Below are 25,632 nucleotides of genomic sequence, written 5' to 3'. Positions count from 1 at the left end.
TTCCATGAAGTCGTTCTAAATCGTCGATTCCCTCCATAAGTTGGGAGCATAGAGCTTGTCCACCTTATTGTATCGGAGGAGATCATGAATGAAAACATATGTTAGCGAAAAGCAATTGCGTATGGTCGGGAAAGCTTGGCAGATCAAGGCCGCACTTCGTTCCTGGTCAAATAAAGACCTAACCCTTCAAGAGTACTTGATGAGGCGGGCGAATGCGGAGCGTCGTTAACGGTTTGGACGATGTACCCCAGACTGTTTCCTACAAAATCGGCTGCCATCCATGCCGTTTGAAAAGGCGCAGGATCCTCTTGCCAATTCCGCCCCATTGTAGAAAAGGACAAGCCATACCCCTTTTCCAGTGATGCCAGCTCTGACAGATCTGGGACTTTTCCCTTTATGAAAATATGCTTCCCCGCACCTTCTATTGTTTTCATCTGCCGTGAAAGGATTTCATCTCTTTCATCTCCGAAAATCGGGATTGTAACCAGAACAGGACAGAGAGTAAACCTGTTTACGATCGATATAGTATGGTGACTGATGCCGTAATGTCTGGCACGTTGATCCCCAAAGCTGATTCTGGGAATAAAAAAGGGTGTTCCGCCAAGAGTGGATACAGCATGAATGACTTCAGCCAACTGAACTCCCGAGAAACCATAAGATGTACCTGTACCTGCTACCCCAGGTCCCAACATGCATATAATGATATCGGCATGTTCTACATGGCGTGCAGCCAATAAGCCACTATGAATCGTCAACGACTCACGATCACCACCCCATGCATGACCTGTCGTCACTGTAGCAGCCAAGCTCCCGGTTGCTTTTAATTGTTGGACGTGCTGGCTCAAGGCAATCGGCAAGGATGCGCCATCTGGCATGACATATACGATACGGACATTTGGATTTTTTTTACGCAAAGTAAGGACAGCAACAGGTAGAAGACTGTGCAGCTCGCCGATCAAAACAGGGGTACCTTCCAAGGACAAGTCTTCTTGTACAAACAAATCGTGGTACGGGCTGGCCTGTTCTTCTACCGAATCAACCGCGAGCTGCCAAGGTGAATAGCGCATTTTCATGACATGGCCCCACTCATTCGGAAGGACATCGGTTTCCACGGGTTGGTTTACCTTCCCTACAACAAAGTGATACCCGCCTGTTCCCAATTCAAGGTGAACAGCGGTTGTATTGATCAAAAGTAAATCGCCACTTTTATAATCCTCCTGCAAAAAAGACAGTACTCTCTGCAGCTTGCATCCAGCAACTGACTCTGTCCGGACTTCGAGTATCTGCATACCCGCTTGCTTCTCCAGAACTTTTTGGACCGTCCCCACCGCCAAACGAAGCACTCAGCCTCCCCCTTTCATGCCTGCCTCGTCCCCGAGCTTTCTATTCAGTCTATGATGAACAGTGGTTGTCTCAATCATGCAAAACCAGATAGCAAGCGAATAAAAAAGCCGGAACCCCTCGCAAGGAGATTCCGACTTCTGTTGGTTACTCTTGTACTTCTGCAATAACAGCAAGCACCAGCTCAGCCGCTTTGTTCAGTTCAGCGATTGGCATGCGCTCATTTTTTGTATGGATTTCTTCATAGCCAATGGCAAAGTTTACGCTTGGTACGTTGTAGCCGTTAAATACGTTACCGTCGCTTCCACCGCCGCTTGCAACCAGTTCAGGATTGCGGTCTACACGTTTAACCGCTGCAATCGCTTTTTGTACAACTGGCGTTTCTTCGTTGAACTTGTAGCCATGGTACATAAAGATAACCTCATTTTCGCAAGTCGCACCCATCTCGGCTGCCACTTCTTCAAATGCTGTCGTCATTTTCTTCACTTGAGCTTCCAGCTTGTCCATTACCAAGCTGCGAGCCTCAGACCAAATTTCCACATAATCTGTTACGATATTGTACGCTTTTCCGCCTTCAAAACGACCGATGTTCGCAGTTGTGTCCGCATCGATACGGCCCAGTGGCATACGGGAAATTGCTTTACTAGCCACCGATATAGCACTGATGCCATCCTCTGGATTCACACCTGCATGCGCTGCTTTGCCGTGGATTTTGGTTACGATGCGGTATTGGCCAGCACCAGCTACTGTAATTTTTCCAACTGGACCTTCCGAATCAAGGATGAAGCCCATTTTTGCTTTCAGCAGGCTGGAATCCATTGCACGGGAGCCTACAAGTCCGGACTCTTCTCCTACCGTCAATACGACTTGGATCGTTGGATGTGGCAGGTTTTGCTCTTTCATGCTGCGAATGCCTTCAAAAATCGCTGCTATTCCTGCTTTGTCATCCGCACCGAGGATCGTCGTTCCATCAGAATAAATGTAGCCATCGCGAATCTGAGGCTTGATTCCGTTTCCTGGCACAACCGTATCCATATGGCTGCTAAATAGGATGGTTGGACCTTTTCCAGTGCCCTCCAAAGTTGCGATCAGATTGTTGGCACCATGTCCGGTTTTCGCTGCTGCGTCATCCTCTTCTACGGTAAAGCCCATCTCAATCAGTTTTTCTTTGAGCACCTTGTTGATCTCTGCTTCGTTCTTCGTTTCACTGTCAATCTGGACGAGCTCTAAAAATTCATTTAACAAACGCTCTTGGTTGATCGTACTCACACTCGTTACCTCCTGATCGTACTGCCCGATTTTGGTACATATTCACAAGTTCCAGTATACCGCAAAAAAATTTTTTCTACTACGTAAACGCCTATGATTCTTTCGGATATTGGCAGAGCTCATACAACACGCCATTCGCAGCCTTCGGATGCAAAAATCCAATCAACGCATCGTGCGCACCCGCTTTGGGGACCTCGTGGATTAGAGGTACACCTTGTTCTTTTAATGTAACTAGCCGACCCGCAACATCATCTACATCAAACGCAATGTGGTGAATGCCTTCTCCGCGTTTTTCCATAAACTTTGCTATCGGACTCTCATCACTCAACGGCTCTAGTAATTCAATATGACTTTCCCCGATCTTTAAAAATGCCACTTGTACTTGTTCGCTCTCTACGATTTCGGTTCCAACCAACTCCAATCCCAATTGCTCGGTATAAAAGGGAAGCGTCTTTTCCAAGCTTTTTACCGCAATGCCGATATGGGCAATTTTTTTCGGTGCGCTCACGAATCATCATCCTTTTGTAAGTGGTTGTCTCATTGGCTACATTTCGGTACAATTTCAGCATGGGCGAAAAAAGAAAGCCAATGATATCCTTTTCTTCATTCTAGCACAGCCACTTACAGAATCACCTGATAATTTCCTCTACCTTGAAAGGAGGTTTGATTAGAATGAGACACCAATCTCTTTTTGCCAAAATCCTGATCGGCATTCTAATACTTTCACTCATCGTTCCCACGTTTTTTTACTTTCAATAAACGAGTGATGACTCACAATGAAAACCCCTTTCCGACCAAAAAGCGGAAAGGGGTTTTTCGTTTGTCCCAGCTAATTTTTATTTGTATACGTATACGCTGGAAGTTTTCGCATCCCAGCCGACTTTGTAACCAAGATTATCCGTTACTGTACGGATCGGAATCATTGGCATGCCGTTTTTGAGGACAACAGGTGTAGGCAGTTGAATATCTGTTTTCCCTACTTTTGCTGTTTTCGATCCAACTGTAAACTTCACGACTTTAGTTCCACTGATAACAGCAACACTTGTATTGTTCCATTGCGTAGTCAGTGCCAGCGCTTCTTTAAAGAATTGGGCTGGAACCATAGTCGTATTTCCATCAATGTATGGAGCTGCAGACAGAGGATACGTTTTGCCATGCAGGGTGAAGTTTGCCGTATTTACTTTAAAGGAAGCCGAGTTCGCTGGAATAGCAGTCGATGGTTGTTGCGGCTGTTGTGGTGTTGGCGTTGCAGGCTTTGGTTGAGCCGGGGAAGGCATTCCTACACCAACAATACGAGAAAACAACAAACCTCTTTCTTCGGATGTAAATACGCTAATGCTATATGTGTTTTTCACAGCAGGATTTACGATGTTCGCAGCTGGATTGATCACGATATTAGCGTTTGTTGCCGCAGGAATATCCTGAGAAGGATAAATCAGAACGTTTTGTCCACGAACTGCAACGAAATTCGCACCTACACCATTCACAGAGATGTTAGCTGGTGCGATATAAGCCGGTACCTTGTAGCCTACCGGGAATACGATCTCGATGAAATCACGCTGCTTTTGCAGACCAACACCCAATCCTTTGATTGCTACATTTACACCTGTCTGCTTGCCAAGTGCATTTTGTGTCAATGCGATAGTTGCAGTGCTATTGTTAATACCTGTATTTGGTACAGGTACTGGATTTGTTGGGTTAGTTGGGTTGGTTGGCGTCGGGTTCACCGAAGAACCACCGATGCTGAAGGATTTGGATTCCAAAGTTCTTCCGGAAACAGTAGCCTTCAACGTGTAGTTGCCAGCCGTTTTTGGATTCGAAATCCACGCTCCGTAAGTAACTTCAACCTTCACTTTGCTAGTCGCTTTGAAGCCGGTTGGTGCAACCAGGGCAACTCTGTTCCCTACTGCAGTTGCTTTCTTCGCTGATTTCCCATTGAGCAAAAAGTCTGATGCTGTCAAAATGCCCGGTACCATATCAGAGGACGGGAACTCAAGAATCAATTCTCCATCTTCTTTTAGCTCTTTGCTGCCGAAGTCAGCATCAAACGTGTAGCTAGTGCGAGCTCCAGCACCTGGATCAGACAGATTAACCGTAAAGCTGTCGGAAGCGCTGCTTGAGCCGGAGCCGTTTTTCGTAATTTCAAATTCATCTGACTCATATGTCGTACCGTCGTATTTCACTTTGAAAACATATTTGTCACCGGAACTAGGATTCTCAATGCCAGCAGATTTGTCAAATTCCAACGTAATGTAATCATCTGAGTCTGCTCCACTCGGAATCTTGATATCTACCGAGCTACCACTGATGCTGACGGATTTCGCTTTCGTACCGTTTACCGTTACATCGTCTTCATCAATGCTCGAAGGCAACATGCCTTTCTCCGGGAAAGTGACAGTAATCGTGGAGTTCGTCTCCAGCTCATCGCTACCTTTCAGAGAAATTTTGCCGAGCTTGAGGCTTACTTTTTCGCCTGCTGCTTTGCTGCTCAACGTTACGCTGTAATCGTTTTTGGACTTGCTACTGCTGCTGGAGCTGCTTTTTTTGATCTCAACTTCGTCTGTGTCAGAGCTCTCATTTTCGGTTTCTACACTTACGTCATATGTACCCTTGTCATCGGGGTTTGTGATTCCCTTTTTAATGGTAAACGAGATTTTATCACCTTCATCAAAATCCTCATCCACCGTGATGGTCACTTCATTGTCATCCACTTCTACCCTTTTCACATCTATACCGGAAATATCTTTCTTACTGATACTATCATCCACATCGAAATCATCGTCGAAATCAACCGTGATGGTATCTCCACTCGCCAGGTCTTCTTCTAGCGTGAATTTAATATCATACTCACTTTCTTTCCCGGCACCATCGTTGTCAGCTGATACATCCAACTTTTCAATTGCATATGCTTGCGGTACTGCAACAAAAGGTGTAGCGGCCAGCGCTGATGCCAGCACTATTGGTAGTGCTTTTTTACTTTTCTCCATGTTTTTCCTCCCATATTTACCCTTAATCTGGAAAACCCTCTAGCAGGACGCTACCAGTCTACCACAAATGCTATCAGGTGGGAATGATTTCTATGTCATTTATGAGACTTACTGGCTCCAACTGTTATGACGAAGATGTCTCGGAAAAAGTTACATACGTAATGATCCATTTGGAAAAATTTTTTTGGCGATTCTTTTATCAAAAAAACCAGGTCTTTACTTGACCTGGTTTTTCGACACCCTAGTACAACTTGGTATCCGGTCCTACATTTTCAAGCTTTTGTTTCACACTTTGCAGGAATCGCCCGCATATCAGACCGTCCAGCACGCGATGATCCAAGGACATGCACAGATTGACCATAGAACGCACTGCGATCATATCGTTAATGACGACAGGGCGTTTCACAATGGACTCGACACTAAGAATCGCAGCTTGCGGAGCATTGATAATCGGCTGGGACAAAACAGAGCCGAAGGAGCCTGTATTGTTAACCGTAAAGGTCCCACCTGTCATATCATCCATCGTCAATTTCCCTGCACGGGTCCGCGCTGCCAGATCATCGACTGCCTTAGCAATGCCAAGAATTGATTTTTGGTCAGCATGCTTGATGACAGGAACATAGAGAGCATCTTCCGTAGCTACTGCGATGGAGATGTTGATGTCCTTTTTCACAATGATTTTGTCATGTGCCCATGTGGAATTGATCATTGGGTACTCTTTCAACGCTTCTACAACCGCTTTGATAAAGAACGGCAGGAACGTGAGGTTGAGCCCTTCTTTTTTCGCAAATTCGCCTTTTGCCTGATTGCGGAAGTTAACGAGATTTGTCACATCTACTTCGACCATCGTCCAAGCATGTGGAGCTTCATGCTTGCTCTGCACCATCCGGTTAGCAATCGTACGACGAATGGAGGTTACAGGTACAACTTGATCACCGCTTGCAACCGGAATATCTACGGAAACAGCAGGAGTAGAAGCTGGTGCTACCGGTGCGGGTGTTGAAACGACAGTAGTTTGTTCGACCGCTGCTACGGGTGCCTGCGCGACCGTTTCCTTTCCTGTCTCAGCTGGCTTTTGACCGCCCGCGTCGATAATCGCTTGGACATCTTTACGGGTAATGCGCCCGCCTGCTCCAGTCCCTGCAACGCGGGACAAATCAATGCCATGTTGTTGGGAGAGCATGACAACAGCAGGTGAATAACGTTGTTTTGATCCATCGACGACTGGTGCTTGTTCAATGGATACAGCCGGCGTTGCTGCCTTTGGCTGCTCGGTTACAGGCGCTTGGGGAGCCGTAGTTTCCGTCGTGCTAGCAGGCGCTGCAGTTCCACCTTCCGCACCACTTTCTTCTATATATAGGATCAATGTGCCGACAGCGACTGTCTCACCTTCTGGCACGACGATCTCAGTAACGCGTCCTGAAACGGTAGAAGGAACCTCTGCGTTTACTTTATCCGTCGTCACTTCAGCCAGCGAATCGTATTTCTTGACCGTGTCGCCTACATTGACCAACCATTTGCTGATGGTGCCCTCGGTCACGCTCTCTCCGAGCTGGGGCATAAGTACTTTCGTTGCCATGATCCTTGGTCCTCCTCGCCTTAAAAGTTGGCCAGCTCGCGCATTGCTTCCAATACTTTTTCCGGGTTCAGCATAAAATATTTTTCCATTGGCGGGCTGTATGGCATCGCTGGTACATCCGGACCACAAAGACGTTTAATCGGTGCATCCAAATCGAACAAGCAATGCTCCGCTATAATGGCAGCTACCTCACCGCCAACGCCGCCTTCTTTGTTGTCCTCGTGTACGATCAATACTTTGCCTGTCTTCGAAGCCGCTTCAACAATCGCTTCTTTGTCCAACGGATACAGTGTGCGCAAATCGAGAACATGCGCGCTGATGCCTTCTTGAGCGAGCTTTTCCGCAGCTTGCAGTGCGAAGTGGAGAGTCAAACCGTAGGAGATGACTGTGATGTCTGTCCCCTCTCGCTTGACGTCCGCTTTGCCAATCGGCAGTACATAGTCATCCTCAGGCACTTCGCCCTTGATCAAGCGATAGCAACGCTTGTGCTCGAAAAAGAGCACCGGATCTTCATCGCGGATAGCTGCTTTCAGAAGACCTTTAGCATCATAAGGTGTCGAAGGTGCTACTACTTTCAAGCCAGGAGTGTTGGTGAACATCGCTTCCACAGATTGCGAGTGGTACAATGCACCGTGAACCCCTCCGCCGAAAGGAGCACGAATCGTGATCGGGCAATGCCAGTCGTTGTTCGAACGATAGCGCATTTTCGCCGCCTCACTGACAATTTGGTTCACAGCTGGCATGATGAAGTCCGCAAACTGAATCTCTGCGATTGGACGCATACCGTAAGCTGCCGCACCAATCCCTACACCGACAATTGCGGATTCAGCCAGTGGCGTATCAATCACGCGTTCCTCGCCAAACTCTTCAATCAATCCGTTTGTCGCACGGAAAACTCCACCACGAACGCCAACGTCTTCTCCGAGAATGAACACATTGGAATCGCGACGCATTTCTTCACGCATCGCCATTGTAATTGCATCAATAAAAGAAATGACTGCCATAAAAGATCCCCCCTTATTCCCCGTATACGTACGTCATTGTCGATTCTGGTGTTGGATATGGCGCGTTTTCTGCATATTCAGTGGCTTCATCCACTTCCAGCTGTACGCGAGCAAGCATATCTGCTTCCTTGTGTTCGTCCAAGAGCCCGATCTCTCTTAAATACGTAGCGAAAACAATCAATGGGTCCTTCTTCTTCGCTTCTTCCACTTCTTCTCTCGTACGATACACACGATCGTCATCGTCACTGGAGTGCGGAACAAGGCGGTACATAACGGCTTCGATCAGCGTCGGCCCTTGACCACTGCGAGCACGTTCAACTGCTTCTTTCATGACACGATATACTTCAATCGGATCGTTTCCGTCCACACTGACTCCCGGAAAGCCGTAACCGATCGCACGGTCTGCTACACTTTCACAAGCCAACTGCTTTTTCAGTGGTACAGAGATCGCGTATTTATTGTTTTCGCAGAAAAAGATAACCGGGAGCTTGTGTACACCCGCAAAGTTCGCACCTTCGTGGAAGTCACCCTGGTTGCTGGATCCTTCACCGAACGATGCATACACAACAAAATCTTTTTGCTTCATTCTACCTGCCAAAGCCATACCGACTGCGTGTGGCACTTGGGTAGTCACAGGGCTTGAGCCAGTCAAAATATTGTACTTCTTGCCACCGAAGTGACCTGGCATCTGTCTTCCTCCGCTATTCGGATCTTCTGCTTTCGCAAAAGCGGACAGCATGCAATCACGGGCTGTTTGGCCAAAGACCAGCACCAAACCAAGATCGCGATAGTACGGGCACAAGAAATCTCTGTCTTTTTCCATCGCAAAAGCGGCTCCCACCTGAGCTGCTTCCTGACCCTGGCAGGAAATCACGAACGGTACTTTGCCCGCACGATTCAACAGCCATTGGCGCTCGTCAATTTTTCTGGCCAATAGCATGTAATAATACATGTCAAGGACTTGTGCATCGGTTAATCCCACTTGCTCATGTCGCTTGGTTGTCATCGTTACATTCCCTCCTTGCTAATTGTGTATCGCTTTTCCGTCGACAGCCTGAGCTGCCTCCATGATTGCTTCGGATAAGGATGGATGCGGGTGAATCGTCTGACCGATCTCCCACGGAGTCGCATCCAGCACACGGGCCAGGCCCGCTTCGGAAATCATATCTGTCACATGTGTACCGATCATGTGAACCCCTAACAAATCATTGGTCTTGGCATCAACGACCAACTTCACAAAGCCGTCATTCTCACCGTGGATTAGTGCTTTGCCTAGTGGCTTAAAGCTGAACTTGCCGATTTTCACATCGTAGCCTTGTTCTTTTGCTTCTTTTTCAGTGAGTCCGACATTTGCGACTTCAGGTCGGCTATACGTACATTTCGGAACCTTGGTGTAATCCATCGGGTGCGGGTTTTGTCCAGCCATGTGCTCTACCGCGAGTATTCCTTCATGCGAAGCAACATGCGCCAATTGCAGACCGCCAATAACGTCTCCAATCGCATAAATATGAGACTCTGCTGTCTGGAAGTATTCATTAACTACGACTACGCCGCGCTCGACTTTGATTTCTGTTGCTTCCAAACCGATGTTTTCTACGTTCGCTTGGCGTCCTACTGATACGAGTACCTTTTCGGCTTCAAAGGTTTGGACTCCATCCTTGACTTCCGCTTGAATAGAGACTTTGCCTTCCCCTTTTTCCAACGATTCAGGCAGTACCTTTGCTCCCGTCACGATGTTGACTTTCCGCTTTTTCAACAGGCGAGCCAATTCCTTGCTCACTTCTTCATCCTCAAACGGCAAAATACGGTCGGCGTACTCCACAACAGTTACTTCCACACCGAAATCATTGAGCATGGAAGCCCACTCAATCCCGATGACACCTCCACCCACGATGACAACAGAAGCAGGCAATTGCTCCCACTGCAATGCTTCATCGCTTGTTACCACATAGGATCCGTCGATGACCAAACCCGGGAGTGTGCGTGGACGGGAACCTGTTGCCAGCAAAAGGAATCGTGGAACGATCATTTCTTGGTCCCCGTTTTCCTTTTCAATGCGTACAGCACCTGCCTGCGGAGAAAAAATGGAAGGCCCCATGACTCTTCCAAAGCCTTCAAAGACAGTAATGCTGCCTTTTTTCATCAAGTATTGAATCCCTTTGTGAAGTTGGTCGATAATGCCTTGCTTTCGCTCTTGTATTTTGGTGAAGTCATAGCCTACAGCACCTGCCGAGACTCCGTATTTGTCAGCTTCCTTCAGGGTGGAGAATACTTCTGCACTGCGCAATAGCGCTTTGGATGGGATGCAACCACGGTGTAAGCAAGTACCACCGAGCTTTTCTTTTTCCACGATTGCTACCTTCATTCCCAATTGGGAAGCGCGGATTGCCGCTACATAACCGCCGGTACCTCCCCCGAGGACGACTAGATCAAACTCTTGAGACACCACGATCTCTCCTTTCATTCGGAAAGCTAACCTGCGTATTAACGAGAATATGAATATTCAAAGAAAATCGTTTATGTATTCCTGACCGCCCTCCTTAGAAGAGCGGACAGGAGTATGGACTTAATAGAAGATACGAGATTAGCGCTTGTAAACAGTCTTGCCGTTTTGCAGGAAAGTATTACGTGATCTGGCAACACTTGCAATGCGCTCTTCCGCCATGCGGTCAGCAGCTTTGTAGGAAGCCATGCCATCACGTTCAGCGATTTCGTAAATTTTCAGGATGCTGTCATAGATTGTTTCTACTTTTTTCAGTGCACGCTCGCGGTTGTAGCCTTGCAGCTCATCTGCCACGTTGATTACACCACCAGCATTGATCACGTAGTCAGGCGCGTAGATCAGACCCATTTCGTGAATTTGGTCGCCGTGTCTCTCTTCTTTCAGCTGGTTGTTAGCTGCCCCTGCAATCACTTTTGCTTTGAAGAGTGGAATGGTGTCATCGTTGATGATCGCACCCAATGCGCAAGGAGAAAAGATATCGCACTCTACGCCAAAGATCTCGTTAACACCAACAGCTTTCGCACCGAAATCATTCACTGCGCGATCTACGTTTTCTTGATTGATATCCGTTACGATCAAATGCGCGCCTTCTTCATGCAGATGGCGGCACAGATTGTACGCTACGTTTCCTACACCTTGTACAGCAATCACTCGTCCGGAGAGAGAGTCGGAACCAAACGCCAATTTTGCAGCAGCTTTCATTCCACGGTAGACACCGTAAGCTGTGACAGGGGATGGATTGCCACTGGAACCGAATGCAGGAGAAACACCTGTGACAAAGTCTGTTTCCAAGTGGATCATATCCATGTCTGCTACCGTTGTTCCTACATCCTCAGCTGTGATGTAACGGCCATTCAGCCCTTGAATATAGCGACCGAAAGCACGGAACAGCTCTTCGCTCTTATGCTCGCGCGGATCACCGATGATGACTGCTTTACCACCACCGATGTTCAGTCCTGCTGCTGCGTTTTTGTAAGTCATCCCACGACCGAGACGCAGTACGTCCACAATCGCCTCTTCTTCTGTTTTATACGGCCACATGCGCGTACCGCCGAGTGCTGGTCCTAATGTCGTATCATGAATGCAAATGATTGCTTTCAAACCGGAATTTTCGTCTTGGCAAAATACCAATTGCTCGTAATCGTACTTTTGCATGTAGTCAAAGATGTTCACTGAAGAAACCTCCCTAGTATCTTTCGTTTTCCGCTTAAGTAAGCTGGCGTAACAGTGGGCTCCATTTGGAGAATTTCCCGCCAAGAGGTATATGCAAAAGTCATGCCAATAAAACCAAACTTGTGAAAGCGCTTTATTTTAGAGAACGCGGGATGATTGTCCCTGCGTCAAGTCTGCATTTTTTTGCATATACGCGCAAAGATTTGCGTGCAATATTTTGCACACCCATTTCCTTACTCTTCCTGCACATCCATGATGCCCAATTTTTCCATCTTGTAGTACAAACTGCGAATCGCGATTCCGAGGCGCTTGGCTGCAAGAGTGCGATTGCCTTTGGCTGCCGCCAGTTCCCGCAATATGTGCTGACGTTCGGCCTTTTCCACCGCTTCTTTTAACGTAGTGCCAGTGGAACCCTCATGCTGGGCCTCTTCCTTTTTGGTCGAAACGATTCTTCTTTCCAATGGGGGTAAATGCTCCGGCATAATGATTCGCTCGTTGATCCGCATATGAATCATCGCTCTGCCCAGTACATTCTCTAGCTCGCGTACATTGCCTGGCCAGTGGTAGGACAGAAGCATCTGCCATGTTTCTTCATGCAGCTCTTCTACATTTCTTCCGTATTCCAGATTGGCTTTTCGTAGCAGGTGCATAGCAATCGGCTTAATATCTTCCAAGCGCTGTCTGAGTGGAGGGATATGAATCGGTACGACGTGGAGACGATAGTACAGGTCTTCACGGAAACGTCCCGCTCCGATCGCTGCCTCCAGATTCACATGGGTAGCCGCAATGACGCGAACATCGATGTTGATCGGCTTCGTTCCACCGACACGCACAACCTCTCGCTCCTGCAGGACGCGCAAAAGCATGACCTGCATGCTCATGGACAGCTCGCCGATCTCGTCCAAAAAGATGGTTCCACCGCTCGCTTCCTCAAAAAGCCCCCGCTTCCCTCCTCGACGCGCACCTGTAAACGCGCCTTCCTCATACCCGAAAAGCTCACTCTCCAAGAGGCTCTCTGAGATCGCTGCACAATTAACCCGGATGAATTGGTTGTATTTTCGTTCACTTGCATTATGTATGGCGTGGGCAAACAGTTCTTTCCCCGTTCCCGATTCCCCGCGGAGAAGGACAGTTGCTGGTGTTGACGCCGCTTTTTTGGCTTGCTCGATCGCCTGCTGCATGGACTCGCTATAGCCGATGATGTCTGCAAAGCTATATTTTGCCTCCAGATTGCGGATGATGCGACGAGCTTTCTCCAGCTCTTCTGACAGACGCTTGAATTCGGAGACATCGTGAATGACGCCTACGCTGCCTTTCAGCTCCCCATCGACCACAACCGGCGCAACATTGACCACGACGTCCTTGCGCTTTGGTCCCAGTTTCATAGGGACGCCTCTCACTGCCTTCTTCGTTTTCAGGACTTGCATGTGCATACTGTCGCCTTCGGAAATATCTACCGTCGCTGGTTTCCCGATAATGTCTTCTTGCGAAAAACCCGTAAGCCTTGTGTAGGCCGGGTTGATCAAAAGCCCATTCCCGTATTGGTCAACGACTGATATTGCTTCGTCCGATGATTGAATAATCGCTTGCAGCATGCTCTGCAAATCTTTCAAGTTCGTCACTTCTTCTGCCAACGCCATGATTTCTGTAATATCACGGAAAATGGCAACAGCTCCGACAACTTCTCCTCGATCATTGCGAACGGGCACGCGGTTTGTAATAATGCGCGTCTGATTCGGCAAGACTTGCTCCTGATTCAATTCGGGAGAGCCTGTCGTTAATACAATATGTAACCGAGTGTTCGGTATACGCTCTGAAACTTTTGTATCCAGCACTTCACTCGCCTCGATGCCCATCAATCGCTCTGCAGCTTTGTTGAACAATGTAATAATTCCTTGGCGATTGACCCCGATGATCGCGTCATGTGTAGAATTCAACATCGTTTCCCGCTCTCGCTGATTTTGCATCAAAACGGCAATCAGCTTATCGCGTTCGCGAATCAATTTCATGACGATTCTTGTAAACGTTCCTGGGATGAGCACTGTCTTGTCTTTTTTTAATTGCCTGAGGTGCTCATACTCCCCCAGGTCCCCTGTAGCTTCTAGAATGACATCCAGATCCTCATCCAAATAAGGCCGATAATCCTGATCGACGGGAATCCCCAATGATTGGGCAAGCAGTATGCCTGGGGCGTCCGGCCTTTGATCGACGACAGCAACAACTTGTAATCGGTCCATCTGATTTAGCATCCGCAGGAGTGCTGTTCCACCACGTCCCGCACCAACGATGAGCAGCTTGTGCATGCGAGAGACCCCTCACTTTTTGAACAACCTCTTTACGATCTTACTCGTAACCATTGTACTCCAACAAATCGTTGATGGACAGGCGTTCTTCCCTAACGTGCGCTCGTTCGTGTGCAACAGGTACGGTGGACAAGGCTGAACGCATCCGATATGATGAAAAGACCGTCCCGTAATTATTGTAGTCCTTTACGCATTCGAGAAAGGGGTGAAAACCCTTGGTTTTTCAGAAAATCATTGCACTCTTAATTATGGTAATTCCGGCGGCAATCGCCATGTACGGAATCAAATTAATCCGTGACGCATTCTTCTATTCTGCCTCTCCAGACGTTGGATTTTTATGGGGAAAACTCATTCTAGGTATACTGGCTTTCGCCATCCCTGTATGGTTTATTGCCGGATTTATTCTTCATCACGAACGCAAAAAAAATCGCGTACAGCCCCGTTTCATGGTTCCTGAACCTGATGACGAGGACTAGACCAAACCGGACGAGCCAGTCTGGTTTTCTTTATTTTCAGCTTCTGTAACTCTCCCCCATTGGTCGAGTCGACGAAGCCAACCAATCTGTTCAATAACGCGGGAAAACGAGCAAAATTCTGCCGCAATCTGAACACACAAGAAAAGCACGAGCATACTCGCCTGCACATAAATCGGTGTCCCGATGACAAAGAAAAAGCCTGCTGCAAAACCTAAGGCATTCGAGCCTGTATCTCCGAGCATGATTTTGCCGCCTACGTCGTGGGGAAATAGGAGGATGCTCGCAAGGAAGATAGGAATCAACAAAATCCAGTTGACCATTTCCGCACTGGCTCCTATTGTCAGTAGGCCAAAAGCTACAGCGAGTGCTATCAGGCACCAAAATACTTTAATCGCTCGTCCTGGCCGCAGATCAAACAAGTTAATGATATTGGGTGTGAGCGCAAGCAAACCAAAGGCCACAAACTCTGCCCAAATTGTGTTTGAAAGAGCCAGGGTGAGACAAAAGGCCGTGCTTGTCCCCCCAATTAACTTCCACATGCCGCTGGTTATTCGCCTTTCTCGCCATAACACACCGAAATGTCCACGAAAGCCTTTTACATGCCGATCTGATGCACAATCATCACGCCAGCCCCAAAAGGCCATCGTAATCAAACCTGTTAGAAATAAAATACCGTGCAGGAAAAGCTCGCGATCGACCCTTCTGAGCCAAAGTAATCCGATTAGAACTATCCCAGTTATAACGCTCGAACCTACGAGGATGAGCCCCCCTGCTGTCAATACCGGCTCTCCATCGTAATTGAATCGATTCATTCCAAGCGCTTTGAGCTTTTGTGTGCCGACTTTATACAGGGGACGGTCAAGCACCAGTGGAAAAACGACCGCGACGAGTATCATTATCATGATTTTCGTTTCCACTCTTGCCCCTCCCACCATTTCCAGCATAGCGTTCGGCTAATCGCGACAAACTCTTTCCCCCGATGACAGAAGCCTGCCCAATCGTTTTTCGTTTCACGATGCGAAAAAAAGACAGGGACCTCTGCTACACGATACCCTGCTCGCAAAGCATCGACAGTGAGCCCCACCTCTATGCCAAATCCTCTATCCTGGCTCCCTAATTGCTCAAGAAGCTCGCGACGTATTGCGCGTTGTCCCGATAAAGGGGCTTTTGTTTCAAAGCCTGTCAACATCCGAATGCCATGATGGGCCAAGCCTTTTGCTAATCCGAGACCTGCTTTCACTTTCGGAGGTGGCAGAACAGCTACCGCCATATCACAGACATCTTGTAGCACCGGTGTAAGCAACTGTGCAGCTTCTGCTGCGCTGTCTCGCAAATCACCGTCCAGAAGCATGACCACATCCCCACTGGCGTACTGCCAGCCCAATTGAACAGCTGCACCTTTCCCTTGATTGCGCGGCACTCGAATGACCCTATCCGCCCACTTGCTTGCGATGTGTGCCGTCTCATCTTTACTGCCATCATCAACGACGATCAGTTCATCACAAAAAAAGCGTTCACGGATGGCACGGAGAGTATCACCAATGGAAGCCTGTTCGTTGAACGCCGGGATGACGACACTAACTTTTTTCACGCGAGCCCTTCCTCTCAGTCAATCTCTTTTGCACTTGTTCTAAAAGTGCCCATTGTTTTGCAGGAGAGTCGGGCACTTCTACGACCTGTATCCAGGAATTCATCTGTTTTTCCCGTAGCCAAAGCGGGGCTTGCCTTGCTACCACCAAAAGCACCCCATCTTCCCAACTGTTTCCCTCGCGATAAGAAACCACATCCATGCCTACTGAATGCATCAGTTGCGTAAGCTGTTCAGAAACGTTGCCATCCTCCTGCCAAACATACACCTTGCTTCCTGCAAGTTCGTCCACATAGCGTATGCTCATGAGCTGGACAACTTCTTGGTTGCTGCGCGCAACTTCCTTGAGCAAACGATTCATTTGCTGCCTTAACTCATGGTTGCTTTTGAGAGCACGGTCGTACTTTGCTTCCATATTGGAAAGGATGCCTTTAGTTCCTTGTGTTATCCATGTATGGCCTGCCGTCCCTCCTAACAAGATCCCTACCCCAAGTGCGACAAATATGGCAGCCAGTGAAATCAAATGATAGCGGAAAGGTATCATGTATACCTCCATGAAAAGTGCGTTGTTCATAAAGTCCAAGTCCGCCATTGGGTCCAAATCATCTGTACAGCACTGCGGGCGATTGGATTAATAACGAGCGCGGCTGAAACAGGGAGAAGCATAGCGACTAGGCACCAACCCCACAGCTTCCATGACTCGCTCGGCCTATAGAGATGACTGACTCCTTTGGCATCAATTAGCTTTGTCCCGATCTTCGTGCGGACCAATAACGTGCTCGCCATACCTTTACGGCCTTTTTCCAGAAAATCAATCATATTGGTATGAGCACCGATCGTGACGATCAGTTCAGCCTCCTTTTCGTACGCTAACAGCATCGCCACATCTTCGCTCGTACCAGGCGCTGGCAAGACATGATAAGGCAAACCGAGAGCTTTTACGCGAGTCGTTCCAGGTGCTGTCCCATTCACAAAAGCATGTACGACAATCTCCGCTCCGCATTGGAGCGCTCTGTCCGAGATGCTGTCCATATCTCCCACAATCAGATCTGGACGATATCCTGCTTCCATGAGGGCATCTGCACCACCATCGACCCCGATCAAAACAGGTCGATATTCCCGAATGTAGGAAGATAGCGTCAGCAAGTCCTCTCTGTAATGTTTCCCGCGAACGACGACAACGACATGTCGCTGCTCCATTTTTGTATGTAATTGCACATGGCAAAGCGGTTTTAAAAATAGGTCTTTTTCCTTGCTGGCGTACAAAAGTGTATTGTCGATAAACGAAGAGAGTGTGTCATCCAACTTATCGTGCGCTTCATGCCATCGTTTTAAAATGGAGGGAACCGTCACCTGCTGCAGCCTGCATACATGGACCCACTTTTCTTCCAAAAGGATGTACAGATTTTCTTCACGGATTGTTGCATACTTGCCCTCGATCCACTCCATGAATGAATCCGACACATCTACATCCAGTACCTCATAGAGTGTGATCCCGTTTGTTAAAAGTTGGCGAGCCCCTTCAGCCGGGTATTGCCCCGTCATGAATGCCGATAGGTTGAGGACGACTTTTACCCCTCTTTCCAGCAAGGACTGTGCTGCTATCTCATCAACGTCCGGATGATCAATGATGGCGATATGATGGGAGTGGAGACGTTTGCACAACTGCTTCGTCTTCAGATCAGCCGCTACAACAGCCGTGTATGAATGTGCTGCAGAACCTTTTCGTTTGCCCACTTTTCCACCTCCGCCTTTAGTATGCTAAATATTTCCTTCTCACATGCAAAAAAAAAGAGACTGTGCACGAAATGCACAGCCTCTTTTAAGCGAAGCGTTTTCAGTTTCACCTACGCACCTTTGGCCAGGTAGTAAATGATCAAACCGTCTGCGAACAGGAAAACCACCAAAGATACAAAGCCAAATAAGATTGCAAATGTGTTTTTCGCTCTGATGGAATTCAAACAGCCCCAAGCGATAAAGAATGTGAAGATAAACATCAGGATGTCAAATAAAACGATTTTCATTAACGACAACTCCTTCACCATGATGACGCAACAGGAATACAATGGCAATTCCATTATATAGCTTCGGGTATTATGAGACAAGCATATCCAAATTTGTGAACAAAAAGTTTCACAATTATTTTCCTTTTATTGTGCCACAAGTTGCGCTGCCTATCCAGATACTCCAGCAATCCTGCTCGATCCATTTTTCTTGCCCGGCTACGTGACCATGGATGGTATGAACGAGGTCTTTCAGTTCGCCATCAGTTAATTCATACAGAATGGATCGGCCTTTTCTTGAAAGCAAGTCAGCCTCCAAATCAGACCAGCTATTGTATTCTCGTCTTGTCTCCCATAGCGTTGTCTTGTTCACCTGCTCAAGCCCCGCGAGCTTCATGGTGTCCTGCACCGTTGTATCATCCGGTCTTCGTGTCTGCTCTATCGCTAGCAAGCGCGGGTATCGCGTAAAGAAATAACCGCGAAAATGAGTCGGCGAGGCCGGCATTTTGACATCATCCATCGTCCGGTCTTGGATTAAGCAAATTCCCCCCGGTGCCAATAGCCTAATGACTTCTTTAAAAAATTTCTGCAAGTCTTGCTCCGGGAAATGATGGATCAAGGCGCGAGCGAATACAATATCCGCACATTGACTCGGCAAGCCGGTTGCCCGTGCATCCCCCTGTGCAAACGAAATCTTCGGATCGTCAGCGCATTGCTCTCTCGCCGCTTCAACCATCACCTGGGAAAAATCAACCCCCGTGACAGAAGCAGCTCCTAACCCAGACCAAGCCTTGGTATAAATTCCACCACCACAACCGATGTCCACGACGTTTTTTCCCACGGGATTGACGAGCGACTGGATCGCCTGACTCCACGAATTGTCGGCGGTTCTCCCTGTATAGCTCAACTGGTTTTTCTCCGCGTGAAAATCAATTGTCATTCCTGTTTCGCCTCCATGAACTCCAATCGGTTCCCAAATGGGTCCTCTGTGAAAAAGCGGATAAGGTGCGGGATTTCTTCATCAATCCGAAACGATACCCCATTTGCTTGCAGGTGCTCCATCAGTGAACCAATGTTTTGCACGAGAAACGCCGGATGCGCTTTTTTCGCGGGAATGAATCCTTCTTCTACGCCAATATGAATCATTTGGGCACCACATTGAAACCATACACCCCCTCGAACAAGAAGCTTCGCTGGCTTTGGAACCTCCGGCATTCCCAAGAGCTCACCGAAAAACTTGCGCGCTACGTCCTCTGTTCCTGCTGGTGCTGCTAATTGCACATGATCAAGCCCAATCCATTTATGCGTTGTTGTTGTCATCGTCTTCATTTCCTCCTCATTTTTGGCAAAGAACCATCCATTCGTCAATCTGATGGGTCATGACTCTACCATCCTTTGTGGTAAGCCCTAGATATTCTTTTTGTTCATCTGTAGCGTTCAGCAGCAGTTTTTCCACGATCGCTTCCTGCTCGGATGATTCGGAGGTACGTTGGACCCATGCTAAAAATTCAAATCTTTTTTTGCGTCCCTGCTGCTTTTGCAAAGTCATGCCGTTCGCTTCAAACAAACCTCGCCATTCACTTACGGAAAGACAGCGAACATGACTGGGATCGCGTGTTTTCTCTATTTCATTTATGAATGCCGAGAGTGACGATTCCTCAGGAGAGACATTGTCGATGAAGAGAAACAACCCACCAGGGGAAAGCACGCGACTCACCTCACGAACAAAAGCCGCCGGATCGGGAAAATGATGAGCTGCAATTCGGCATGTGACGATCTCAAATGATCCATCGAGAAACGGGAGAGATTCTGCGTCAGCCTGAACATACATCACATTATGGACAAGTGCTGTTTCATTGGCCGCAGATGCCGCCATGAGCATCGGACGAGTCAAATCCGTGGCGACGACCAAGCTCACATGTGGAGCCAATGTTCTCGCTACGTGCCCACCTCCCGTGGCGATATCCAGTGCCCGCCAGTTCTCTCTTGGCTGCATCCACTCCACCATCAGTTCCAGGTCGCTGCCTTTTGCATGCGTCTTGCTTTGCACGTATTGCTCAGCATTTTTTCCAAATTGCGCTTGTACAGCCTGTTTGATCTCCTCATTCTTCATCAGGAACACCTCCTGCCTACATCATATTCCAATGTTTGTCATCCTTGTTATAGAATACAGATAACTAGTTATCGAGAATTTGAATAGGAGGCAACTAAAAGTGGATCGAGAAAGTCTTGAGGTTTTTTTGACGATTGCTCGTCATGGATCGATTAATCGTGCTGCACAGGCGTTATTTTTGGCGCAATCAACACTTACACACCGATTGAAGCAGCTAGAGCGCCAGGTTGGGAGTGCGCTTTTTGTTCGCACTGCTTCAGGAGTGAGTCTAACAGGCGAAGGACGTCGGTTACTACCGGTGGCTACAAATATCGTGGAGCAAATGCGCTCCTTTATCCAAGAGAAAGAACAGCGCCAATCGATGAACATCGTCGCAGGAAAAGCTTTTGTCGCCTATGAGCTGCCGAGACTGATTGGTGAGTACCGGATTGCTCATCCGGGCTTTACCTGCTACGTCCGCTCTACGTTGTACGAGGAGTCCCTCAGCGCTCTGCTAACCGGCACAGCCGATATTGCCTTTCTCGGGAGTGAAATGTATCACCCGCACATCCATCAAGAATTTCTTCCCAGTGATCGACTCCTGCTCGTCATGGCCCCGAGCCACCCTTGGGCAAGTGGGTTTCCAGGTTTTCAAGCATGGCGTACCGAGGAAATGATTGTGTTCGGGAATCACACCGCTCCTTATCGCCAACGGATTGACCGCTATCTGGCACAGAAGGGAGTTTTTCCGAATATTATTATGGAATTGGACAGCTTCAATGCTGTTAAAAAAATGGTCGAACGGCAGCTAGGGATCACCATCCTTCCGGAAAGAACCATACAACAAGAGCTTGCGACCGGAAGATTGGTTGCCTACGATATCGCAAACGGCGAATTAGTTCGCCCAACCCTTATCGCCTACCTTCATCCAAAAAAAGAGGACGATGCTTTCCAGCAATTCGTCCAATGGATCAAGGAACATTATTAACAAAATTCACTGTAGGGTTAGTACCGTAAGCTCCGGGCGGCAAAACAAACGAACAGGCAAGATCGTCGTACCCAATCCTCTGTTGGTGTACACAGCCATGCCACCTACCTGATACATTCCTTGTACATATTTACGCCCGTATTGCGGCGCCAATAGATGACCAATGAAGGGCAAGCGTACCTGTCCTCCATGACTGTGGCCAGACAGTTGAAGATGCACGGGATATTGTGACGCCATATCAGCAAAATCAGGCTCATGCGCCAACAATATAACGCTGCCCTCTGGCGGGATATTTTCTAACGCTTTTGAAAGATCTGGTACGCCATAGAAAAGGTCATCCACTCCCGCCATGTATAACTGCTGGCCATCTTGGTGTACGACAACATGCCGATTATCCAACACTTCGAATCCTGATGCGACCAATCCATCCCGGACTTTTTGCTGTTCACCAGCTCGATAATCGTGGTTGCCCAAAACGGCGAATTTACCTAATGGGGCTAGGAGCTGATTGAAAAGGGGAACGGCGGCGAATAGAGGTCGTGTCACTTCATCAACGATATCCCCTGTGAAGCAAATCAAATCCGGTTTTTCGCCCTGGATCACAGCAATAACCGACTCCAACTCTTTCGCTTCAAAATAATGACCGAGGTGGACATCGCTGAAATGAATGAGCTTTGTTCCCTTAAAGTTTTCTGGCAATCCCGGTATCGTAATGGACAATCGCACGATATCAAGTGCTTTACGTTCCCATACATGACCGTACACGCCAGTCGCTATTCCGAGACCAATCAATCCCCCTACCCATTTCGTGACTCTGTGGAGAAATGTTTTCCTCGAAATGGGAGCAAGGTTAGGATCATTCACTGTCCTTCGTTCGCTCATACCCATTCACAACAACGTCCAATCTCCCCGTCACCGGGTCAATGAGTAAGCCATGTACCTCCACATTCGGTGGGAGGAGCGGGTGATTTTTAATCGTTTCTACGCTATTTTTCACACTTTCCTCTACACGATCGAACCCGTGCAGCCATTTATGTAAGTTAATCCCCGCATGTTGGAGCGTGGAAAACGTTTGAGCCGTGACTCCTCGCTCCAGCATCTTCTCCATTGTGCGTTTGCTATCGATCGCACTCATCCCGCAGTCATAATGCCCGACGACCATCACTTCTTCAGCATTCAATTCGTAGATCGCAATTAGAATACTACGCATGATACTCCCAAAAGGGTGGGACACGATTGCCCCGGCGCTTTTTACGTGCTTGATATCCCCATTGCGCATGTTCATGGCTTTCGGTAGAAGTTCAACCAAACGGGTATCCATACAAGACAGCACGACCAATCGTTTATCAGGAAACTTGGTGGTTTGGTACTTTTCATATTCTTGGTTGGCCACAAATTCGCGGTTAAATGCGAGAATTTCATCCAAATTGCGCACTTTCACAGCACCTACCTCGCTCTTAGTAGTATGTATTTGTATTGTATGCTTTTCTATTTTACATAGGAGGATCAAAATCTCGCAAGGGACTCTGGCAGTTTCTTATCAAATGGTTCATTTTGTCAGGATGTAATGCCTGCGTCTTGTCGTGATCAAGCAGTTCCTCGCACCAAGCACGAAGATGCATCATTCTGTTCATGCTTTTTTGATAGTCCTCTAGGTATCTTTGATAATGACGAGGTCCCTCCTCTTCTGGATACATCCCGAATTTTACTTTATCAGGATGCTTGGAAATGCTAAATCTGCAAGCGCAACCCTCTTCGGTTGTCATCCACCATGCCTGTTTTTTCGGAAAACGCTTGAAGAAATGAGGACTTTTTTCATGTGATAGCTTGCCTGTCAAAACATAAGGAGAGACTATCGGATTAGGGTCAATTCCTGGTGTTTCTCTTATCATGACGAATAATTCTAGGCACATGGATTCAGTTCCTCCGGGAAGAGTACATTTTTAGTTATAGTAAAAGTACCCCAACTTTGGTAAAATAACCAAAAAATAATTAGGAGAGTTGCAGATTGAAATTTAGACTAGCCTTAATACTTGCACTAGCACTAATCCTTCCAGCCTGTAGTGAAACTGCAAGCACACCAGAAGTGCCGCTACCTGCATATGTATTGGCCATTGACCGATTTGACGAAAGCACCGGAATGTGGATGGTTGCTTTAGCGACAGAATCAAATGATGAAAAGGAATTGCGCGCTTTAGTGGAAAATACTCGGACCTTAGCGAAAGACAAGAAAGAAGAAGTTAACTCCGTTTCTGTGACCATTATCAAACCAGATGGAAGGATTCCTTCCACTGTTACTGCATTTGGCAGAATTGCCTTGACGAGTAAAGGCATGGAACAAACCGGATTGAGTAGTATTTCCGAAATGGTCTTTGAATATAAAAACGCTCCCCCAGCAAGCCCCGAACAACCACCTACTACACCAGCTAAAGAAACAGCTAAGTGACCTCTGTAATTCTCTTTAGTAAAATGGTATATTGATGATCAAAGCCAGGGTTAAAATACCTTGGCTTATTTCTTGTACCGACACAACAGCCAATTCATCAGGTTAAAACTTGGAAAAGCCTTTTTAATTGTTCCTTATTTGCGAATGACTCATCTATCGATAAAAAGGATAATAAGGTAATTGCTTTTTGGGCTTTATCTGCGGCAAACATTTTGTGATGACCATCCAATAAAAAATGACTATAAATCCATATCTCATCAAAGTGATTCAACGGATATTTTATATCTAGGAAAGAAAGACTTAACGCTGTCGGTGTTTTTTAAAATCCTCATACTGCTAATATTCCTTAGCCCAGCCTTGTAGTACTCAGTCCCATATGCCTCTCTTTTCATTCTAGGATACACCTTCAACAAAGTTGCAATGTAATGACCATTGGGAATGAGACAGGATAAATCTGACATGAAATCTTCGTCTAGTGTATTTATCCCTTGATTTAATTTGTTCGATATTTTTGTTGGGCTTTTCATATCCATTCCTGAAACGTCGGCATAAAAAAGACAGGTTTCACAATCTATTCCTGTATTGGCGATCTCTTTTCCCTCAATGGTTAGAAACCTTTGACGATAACCAGCCTGCTTATACGCAATTGGTGATGTAGAAGAGCTAATTCTAATTTCTTTATAGGATAGTAGTTTGCTCATTTCATTTAATCTCCGAAGTATTAACCTTTAAACTTTGATGGGTTTTCAACATAACTTTCGATCACATAGCCACAATTTGTACAGATTCTATGAATGATCGCGGAACTAAGCGGAACAAACTTGCCGAAGGGAAACACTCCCGCATCCCCAGCTTGCCTCCCTTTTCCAATCTCATTACACCCACATTTTGGACACTGCACTTTAGGATTTTCCATTTTGCACCTCGCTTTTACTACGTCCTACCCATACAAAAAGACACTAGCAAGCAAATGCTAATGTCTTTTTAAGGATCGTGTAAACGATTCTCTACATCCTAGCTAATCTTCGCCTCAATCCGCAGCTTATCTGCCACCATGGCAATAAACTCACTGTTGGTCGGCTTCGCCTTGGTGTTGGAAATCGTATAACCAAACAAGCTGGAGATCGAGTCCAGATTACCACGGGACCATGCTACTTCAATCGCATGACGGATGGCACGTTCTACACGACTAGCCGTTGTATTGAATTTCTTTGCAATGTCCGGGTACAGGACTTTGGTAATCGAGCCGAGCAGCTCGACATCGTTGTATACCATTGTAATCGCTTCCCGCAAATACAAATAGCCTTTGATGTGCGCTGGAACTCCAATCTCATGAATAATGCTGGTGATGCTCGCGTCCAAATTGCGACCGCGGATTTGCAAGGTAGCTTGCGGTTTCACAGAAGAAACAAAAGAAGAGGCAGGCTTGGTTGTAATGATTTGACGGATGCGCTGAGCCAGCACCTCCATATCAAACGGTTTCAAAATGTAGTATGCTGCTCCCAGCTCTACTGCTTTCTTCGTAATTTCTTCCTGCCCGAAAGCAGTCAACATGATAATTTTAGGTTGAGGACTTAAGCGCATGGCCTGAATTTGCTCCAAAACAGCCAAGCCATCCAGATGTGGCATAATGATATCCAAAATTAATACATCGGGTACACGTTCCTGCAGCAGTCGAACTACCTCATTGCCGTTGTAAGCAACACCCACAACATTCATGTCATACTGGCTACTGATGTACTCTTCCAACAGATTCACAAATTCTCGGTTATCATCTGCCAACAACACTTCAATCTTGCTCAAGGTCGTTCCTCCTAACAATGGACGGTCTTTTGGAAAGAAGGTGGCGTTTTAGAAGTTAACAAATCTAAAAGGTTTAG

26 protein-coding genes and 1 pseudogene are annotated in these 25,632 nt (G+C 47.2%); 4 read left to right on the top strand and 23 right to left on the bottom strand.

From position 1 onward, the window contains the following. Window positions 1–88: 88 nt before the first annotated feature. A pseudogene (gene mciZ, locus FO446_RS29030) lies at window positions 89–145 on the top strand (Z-ring formation inhibitor MciZ); the annotation flags it as partial. Here mciZ and FO446_RS12400 read toward each other — a convergent pair. The 10 genes from FO446_RS12400 to FO446_RS12355 form a co-directional block, all read right to left on the bottom strand. Beyond that, entirely contained in the window at window positions 144–1,343 is a 1,200-nt protein-coding gene (locus FO446_RS12400) for a DUF3866 family protein (protein WP_237900764.1), read from the bottom strand. The pseudogene mciZ and the gene FO446_RS12400 overlap by 2 nt on opposite strands. 145 nt (window positions 1,344–1,488) lie before the next feature. Then, window positions 1,489–2,610: a M20/M25/M40 family metallo-hydrolase gene (locus FO446_RS12395; RefSeq protein WP_237900762.1), complete on the bottom strand. Its 1,122-nt coding sequence runs from the start codon at window positions 2,608–2,610 to the stop codon at window positions 1,489–1,491. Between the two features lie 91 nt (window positions 2,611–2,701). Then, entirely contained in the window at window positions 2,702–3,118 is a 417-nt protein-coding gene (gene mce / locus FO446_RS12390) for a methylmalonyl-CoA epimerase (RefSeq protein WP_142065105.1), read from the bottom strand. Between the two features lie 328 nt (window positions 3,119–3,446). Further along, window positions 3,447–5,597 carry a copper amine oxidase N-terminal domain-containing protein gene (locus FO446_RS12385; RefSeq protein ID WP_173609578.1) on the bottom strand — a complete coding sequence of 717 codons (2,151 nt, stop codon included), beginning with the start codon at window positions 5,595–5,597 and terminating at the stop codon, window positions 3,447–3,449. Between the two features lie 241 nt (window positions 5,598–5,838). Then, the gene (locus tag FO446_RS12380; RefSeq protein ID WP_255688409.1) at window positions 5,839–7,176 is read right to left on the bottom strand and encodes a dihydrolipoamide acetyltransferase family protein; all 1,338 of its coding nucleotides are present in this window, start codon (window positions 7,174–7,176) and stop codon (window positions 5,839–5,841) included. 20 nt (window positions 7,177–7,196) lie between these two features. Continuing rightward, window positions 7,197–8,180, bottom strand: a complete 984-nt coding sequence (locus tag FO446_RS12375) for an alpha-ketoacid dehydrogenase subunit beta (protein ID WP_173609579.1) — start codon at window positions 8,178–8,180, stop codon at window positions 7,197–7,199. A gap of 13 nt (window positions 8,181–8,193) precedes the next feature. After that, window positions 8,194–9,186 carry a thiamine pyrophosphate-dependent dehydrogenase E1 component subunit alpha gene (locus tag FO446_RS12370; protein ID WP_173609580.1) on the bottom strand — a complete coding sequence of 331 codons (993 nt, stop codon included), beginning with the start codon at window positions 9,184–9,186 and terminating at the stop codon, window positions 8,194–8,196. Between the two features lie 18 nt (window positions 9,187–9,204). Then, complete coding sequence (lpdA, locus tag FO446_RS12365; protein WP_237900760.1) at window positions 9,205–10,626, bottom strand: dihydrolipoyl dehydrogenase; 1,422 nt, start codon at window positions 10,624–10,626, stop codon at window positions 9,205–9,207. A gap of 138 nt (window positions 10,627–10,764) precedes the next feature. Next, window positions 10,765–11,856 carry a Glu/Leu/Phe/Val dehydrogenase dimerization domain-containing protein gene (locus FO446_RS12360; RefSeq protein WP_047068882.1) on the bottom strand — a complete coding sequence of 364 codons (1,092 nt, stop codon included), beginning with the start codon at window positions 11,854–11,856 and terminating at the stop codon, window positions 10,765–10,767. Between the two features lie 233 nt (window positions 11,857–12,089). Further along, on the bottom strand, window positions 12,090–14,159 hold the full coding sequence (locus FO446_RS12355) for a sigma 54-interacting transcriptional regulator (protein WP_173609582.1): 2,070 nt from the start codon (window positions 14,157–14,159) through the stop codon (window positions 12,090–12,092). A 215-nt stretch (window positions 14,160–14,374) separates the two neighbouring features. Here FO446_RS12355 and FO446_RS12350 point away from each other — a divergent pair, with 215 nt between their 5' ends. Further along, window positions 14,375–14,635: a DUF2627 domain-containing protein gene (locus tag FO446_RS12350; RefSeq protein ID WP_007720834.1), complete on the top strand. Its 261-nt coding sequence runs from the start codon at window positions 14,375–14,377 to the stop codon at window positions 14,633–14,635. On the opposite strand, the gene FO446_RS12345 is transcribed toward FO446_RS12350, so the two are convergent. The 8 genes from FO446_RS12345 to FO446_RS12310 form a co-directional block, all read right to left on the bottom strand. After that, the gene (locus FO446_RS12345; protein ID WP_237900758.1) at window positions 14,632–15,552 is read right to left on the bottom strand and encodes a UDP-N-acetylmuramyl pentapeptide phosphotransferase; all 921 of its coding nucleotides are present in this window, start codon (window positions 15,550–15,552) and stop codon (window positions 14,632–14,634) included. The two genes, FO446_RS12350 and FO446_RS12345, sit on opposite strands and share 4 nt — an antisense overlap. After that, window positions 15,534–16,226, bottom strand: coding sequence for a glycosyltransferase family 2 protein (locus tag FO446_RS12340; RefSeq protein ID WP_232773166.1), 693 nt, complete (start codon window positions 16,224–16,226; stop codon window positions 15,534–15,536). The genes FO446_RS12345 and FO446_RS12340 overlap by 19 nt, the downstream gene beginning before the upstream one ends. After that, window positions 16,213–16,767 carry a copper transporter gene (locus tag FO446_RS12335; protein WP_173609585.1) on the bottom strand — a complete coding sequence of 185 codons (555 nt, stop codon included), beginning with the start codon at window positions 16,765–16,767 and terminating at the stop codon, window positions 16,213–16,215. Before FO446_RS12335 ends, FO446_RS12340 begins: the two co-directional genes overlap by 14 nt. 26 nt (window positions 16,768–16,793) lie before the next feature. Further along, window positions 16,794–17,960: a putative cytokinetic ring protein SteA gene (steA, locus tag FO446_RS12330; RefSeq protein WP_173609586.1), complete on the bottom strand. Its 1,167-nt coding sequence runs from the start codon at window positions 17,958–17,960 to the stop codon at window positions 16,794–16,796. 110 nt (window positions 17,961–18,070) lie between these two features. Beyond that, complete coding sequence (locus tag FO446_RS12325) at window positions 18,071–18,247, bottom strand: DUF2759 family protein (protein ID WP_173609587.1); 177 nt, start codon at window positions 18,245–18,247, stop codon at window positions 18,071–18,073. A gap of 115 nt (window positions 18,248–18,362) precedes the next feature. Continuing rightward, window positions 18,363–19,166, bottom strand: coding sequence for a class I SAM-dependent methyltransferase (locus tag FO446_RS12320; protein WP_173609588.1), 804 nt, complete (start codon window positions 19,164–19,166; stop codon window positions 18,363–18,365). Beyond that, complete coding sequence (locus FO446_RS12315) at window positions 19,163–19,546, bottom strand: VOC family protein (protein WP_173609589.1); 384 nt, start codon at window positions 19,544–19,546, stop codon at window positions 19,163–19,165. The genes FO446_RS12320 and FO446_RS12315 overlap by 4 nt, the downstream gene beginning before the upstream one ends. Before the next feature lie 16 nt (window positions 19,547–19,562). Further along, complete coding sequence (locus FO446_RS12310) at window positions 19,563–20,339, bottom strand: class I SAM-dependent methyltransferase (RefSeq protein ID WP_221867139.1); 777 nt, start codon at window positions 20,337–20,339, stop codon at window positions 19,563–19,565. 100 nt (window positions 20,340–20,439) lie between these two features. On the opposite strand from FO446_RS12310, the gene FO446_RS12305 reads away from it, so the two are divergent. Then, window positions 20,440–21,306 (top strand): LysR family transcriptional regulator, encoded by an 867-nt coding sequence (locus FO446_RS12305; protein WP_173609591.1) that lies wholly within the window; start codon window positions 20,440–20,442, stop codon window positions 21,304–21,306. Between the two features lie 6 nt (window positions 21,307–21,312). Here the strand turns inward: FO446_RS12305 and FO446_RS12300 are convergent, their stop codons facing one another. The 3 genes from FO446_RS12300 to FO446_RS12290 are packed head-to-tail and all read right to left on the bottom strand — an operon-like array spanning window position 21,313 to window position 23,219. Then, on the bottom strand, window positions 21,313–22,188 hold the full coding sequence (locus FO446_RS12300) for a metallophosphoesterase (protein WP_237900755.1): 876 nt from the start codon (window positions 22,186–22,188) through the stop codon (window positions 21,313–21,315). Further along, window positions 22,163–22,741 carry a beta-class carbonic anhydrase gene (locus FO446_RS12295; RefSeq protein WP_173609838.1) on the bottom strand — a complete coding sequence of 193 codons (579 nt, stop codon included), beginning with the start codon at window positions 22,739–22,741 and terminating at the stop codon, window positions 22,163–22,165. The genes FO446_RS12300 and FO446_RS12295 overlap by 26 nt, the downstream gene beginning before the upstream one ends. A 58-nt stretch (window positions 22,742–22,799) precedes the next feature. Next, on the bottom strand, window positions 22,800–23,219 hold the full coding sequence (locus FO446_RS12290; RefSeq protein WP_237900754.1) for a hypothetical protein: 420 nt from the start codon (window positions 23,217–23,219) through the stop codon (window positions 22,800–22,802). Window positions 23,220–23,314: 95 nt separating this feature from the next. Here FO446_RS12290 and FO446_RS12285 point away from each other — a divergent pair, with 95 nt between their 5' ends. Further along, entirely contained in the window at window positions 23,315–23,752 is a 438-nt protein-coding gene (locus FO446_RS12285; RefSeq protein ID WP_237900752.1) for a hypothetical protein, read from the top strand. A 257-nt stretch (window positions 23,753–24,009) separates the two neighbouring features. Here the strand turns inward: FO446_RS12285 and FO446_RS12280 are convergent, their stop codons facing one another. After that, a complete protein-coding gene (locus tag FO446_RS12280) occupies window positions 24,010–24,453 on the bottom strand; it encodes a hypothetical protein (protein ID WP_237900750.1) in 444 nt (147 codons plus the stop codon). A 313-nt stretch (window positions 24,454–24,766) separates the two neighbouring features. Next, entirely contained in the window at window positions 24,767–25,555 is a 789-nt protein-coding gene (gene spo0A / locus FO446_RS12275) for a sporulation transcription factor Spo0A (protein ID WP_007720793.1), read from the bottom strand. Window positions 25,556–25,632: the final 77 nt, after the last annotated feature.

It is taken from the genome of Brevibacillus brevis, assembly GCF_022026395.1.
GTDB lineage: Bacteria > Bacillota > Bacilli > Brevibacillales > Brevibacillaceae > Brevibacillus.
This window is presented reverse-complemented; position numbering and strand designations above follow the sequence as displayed.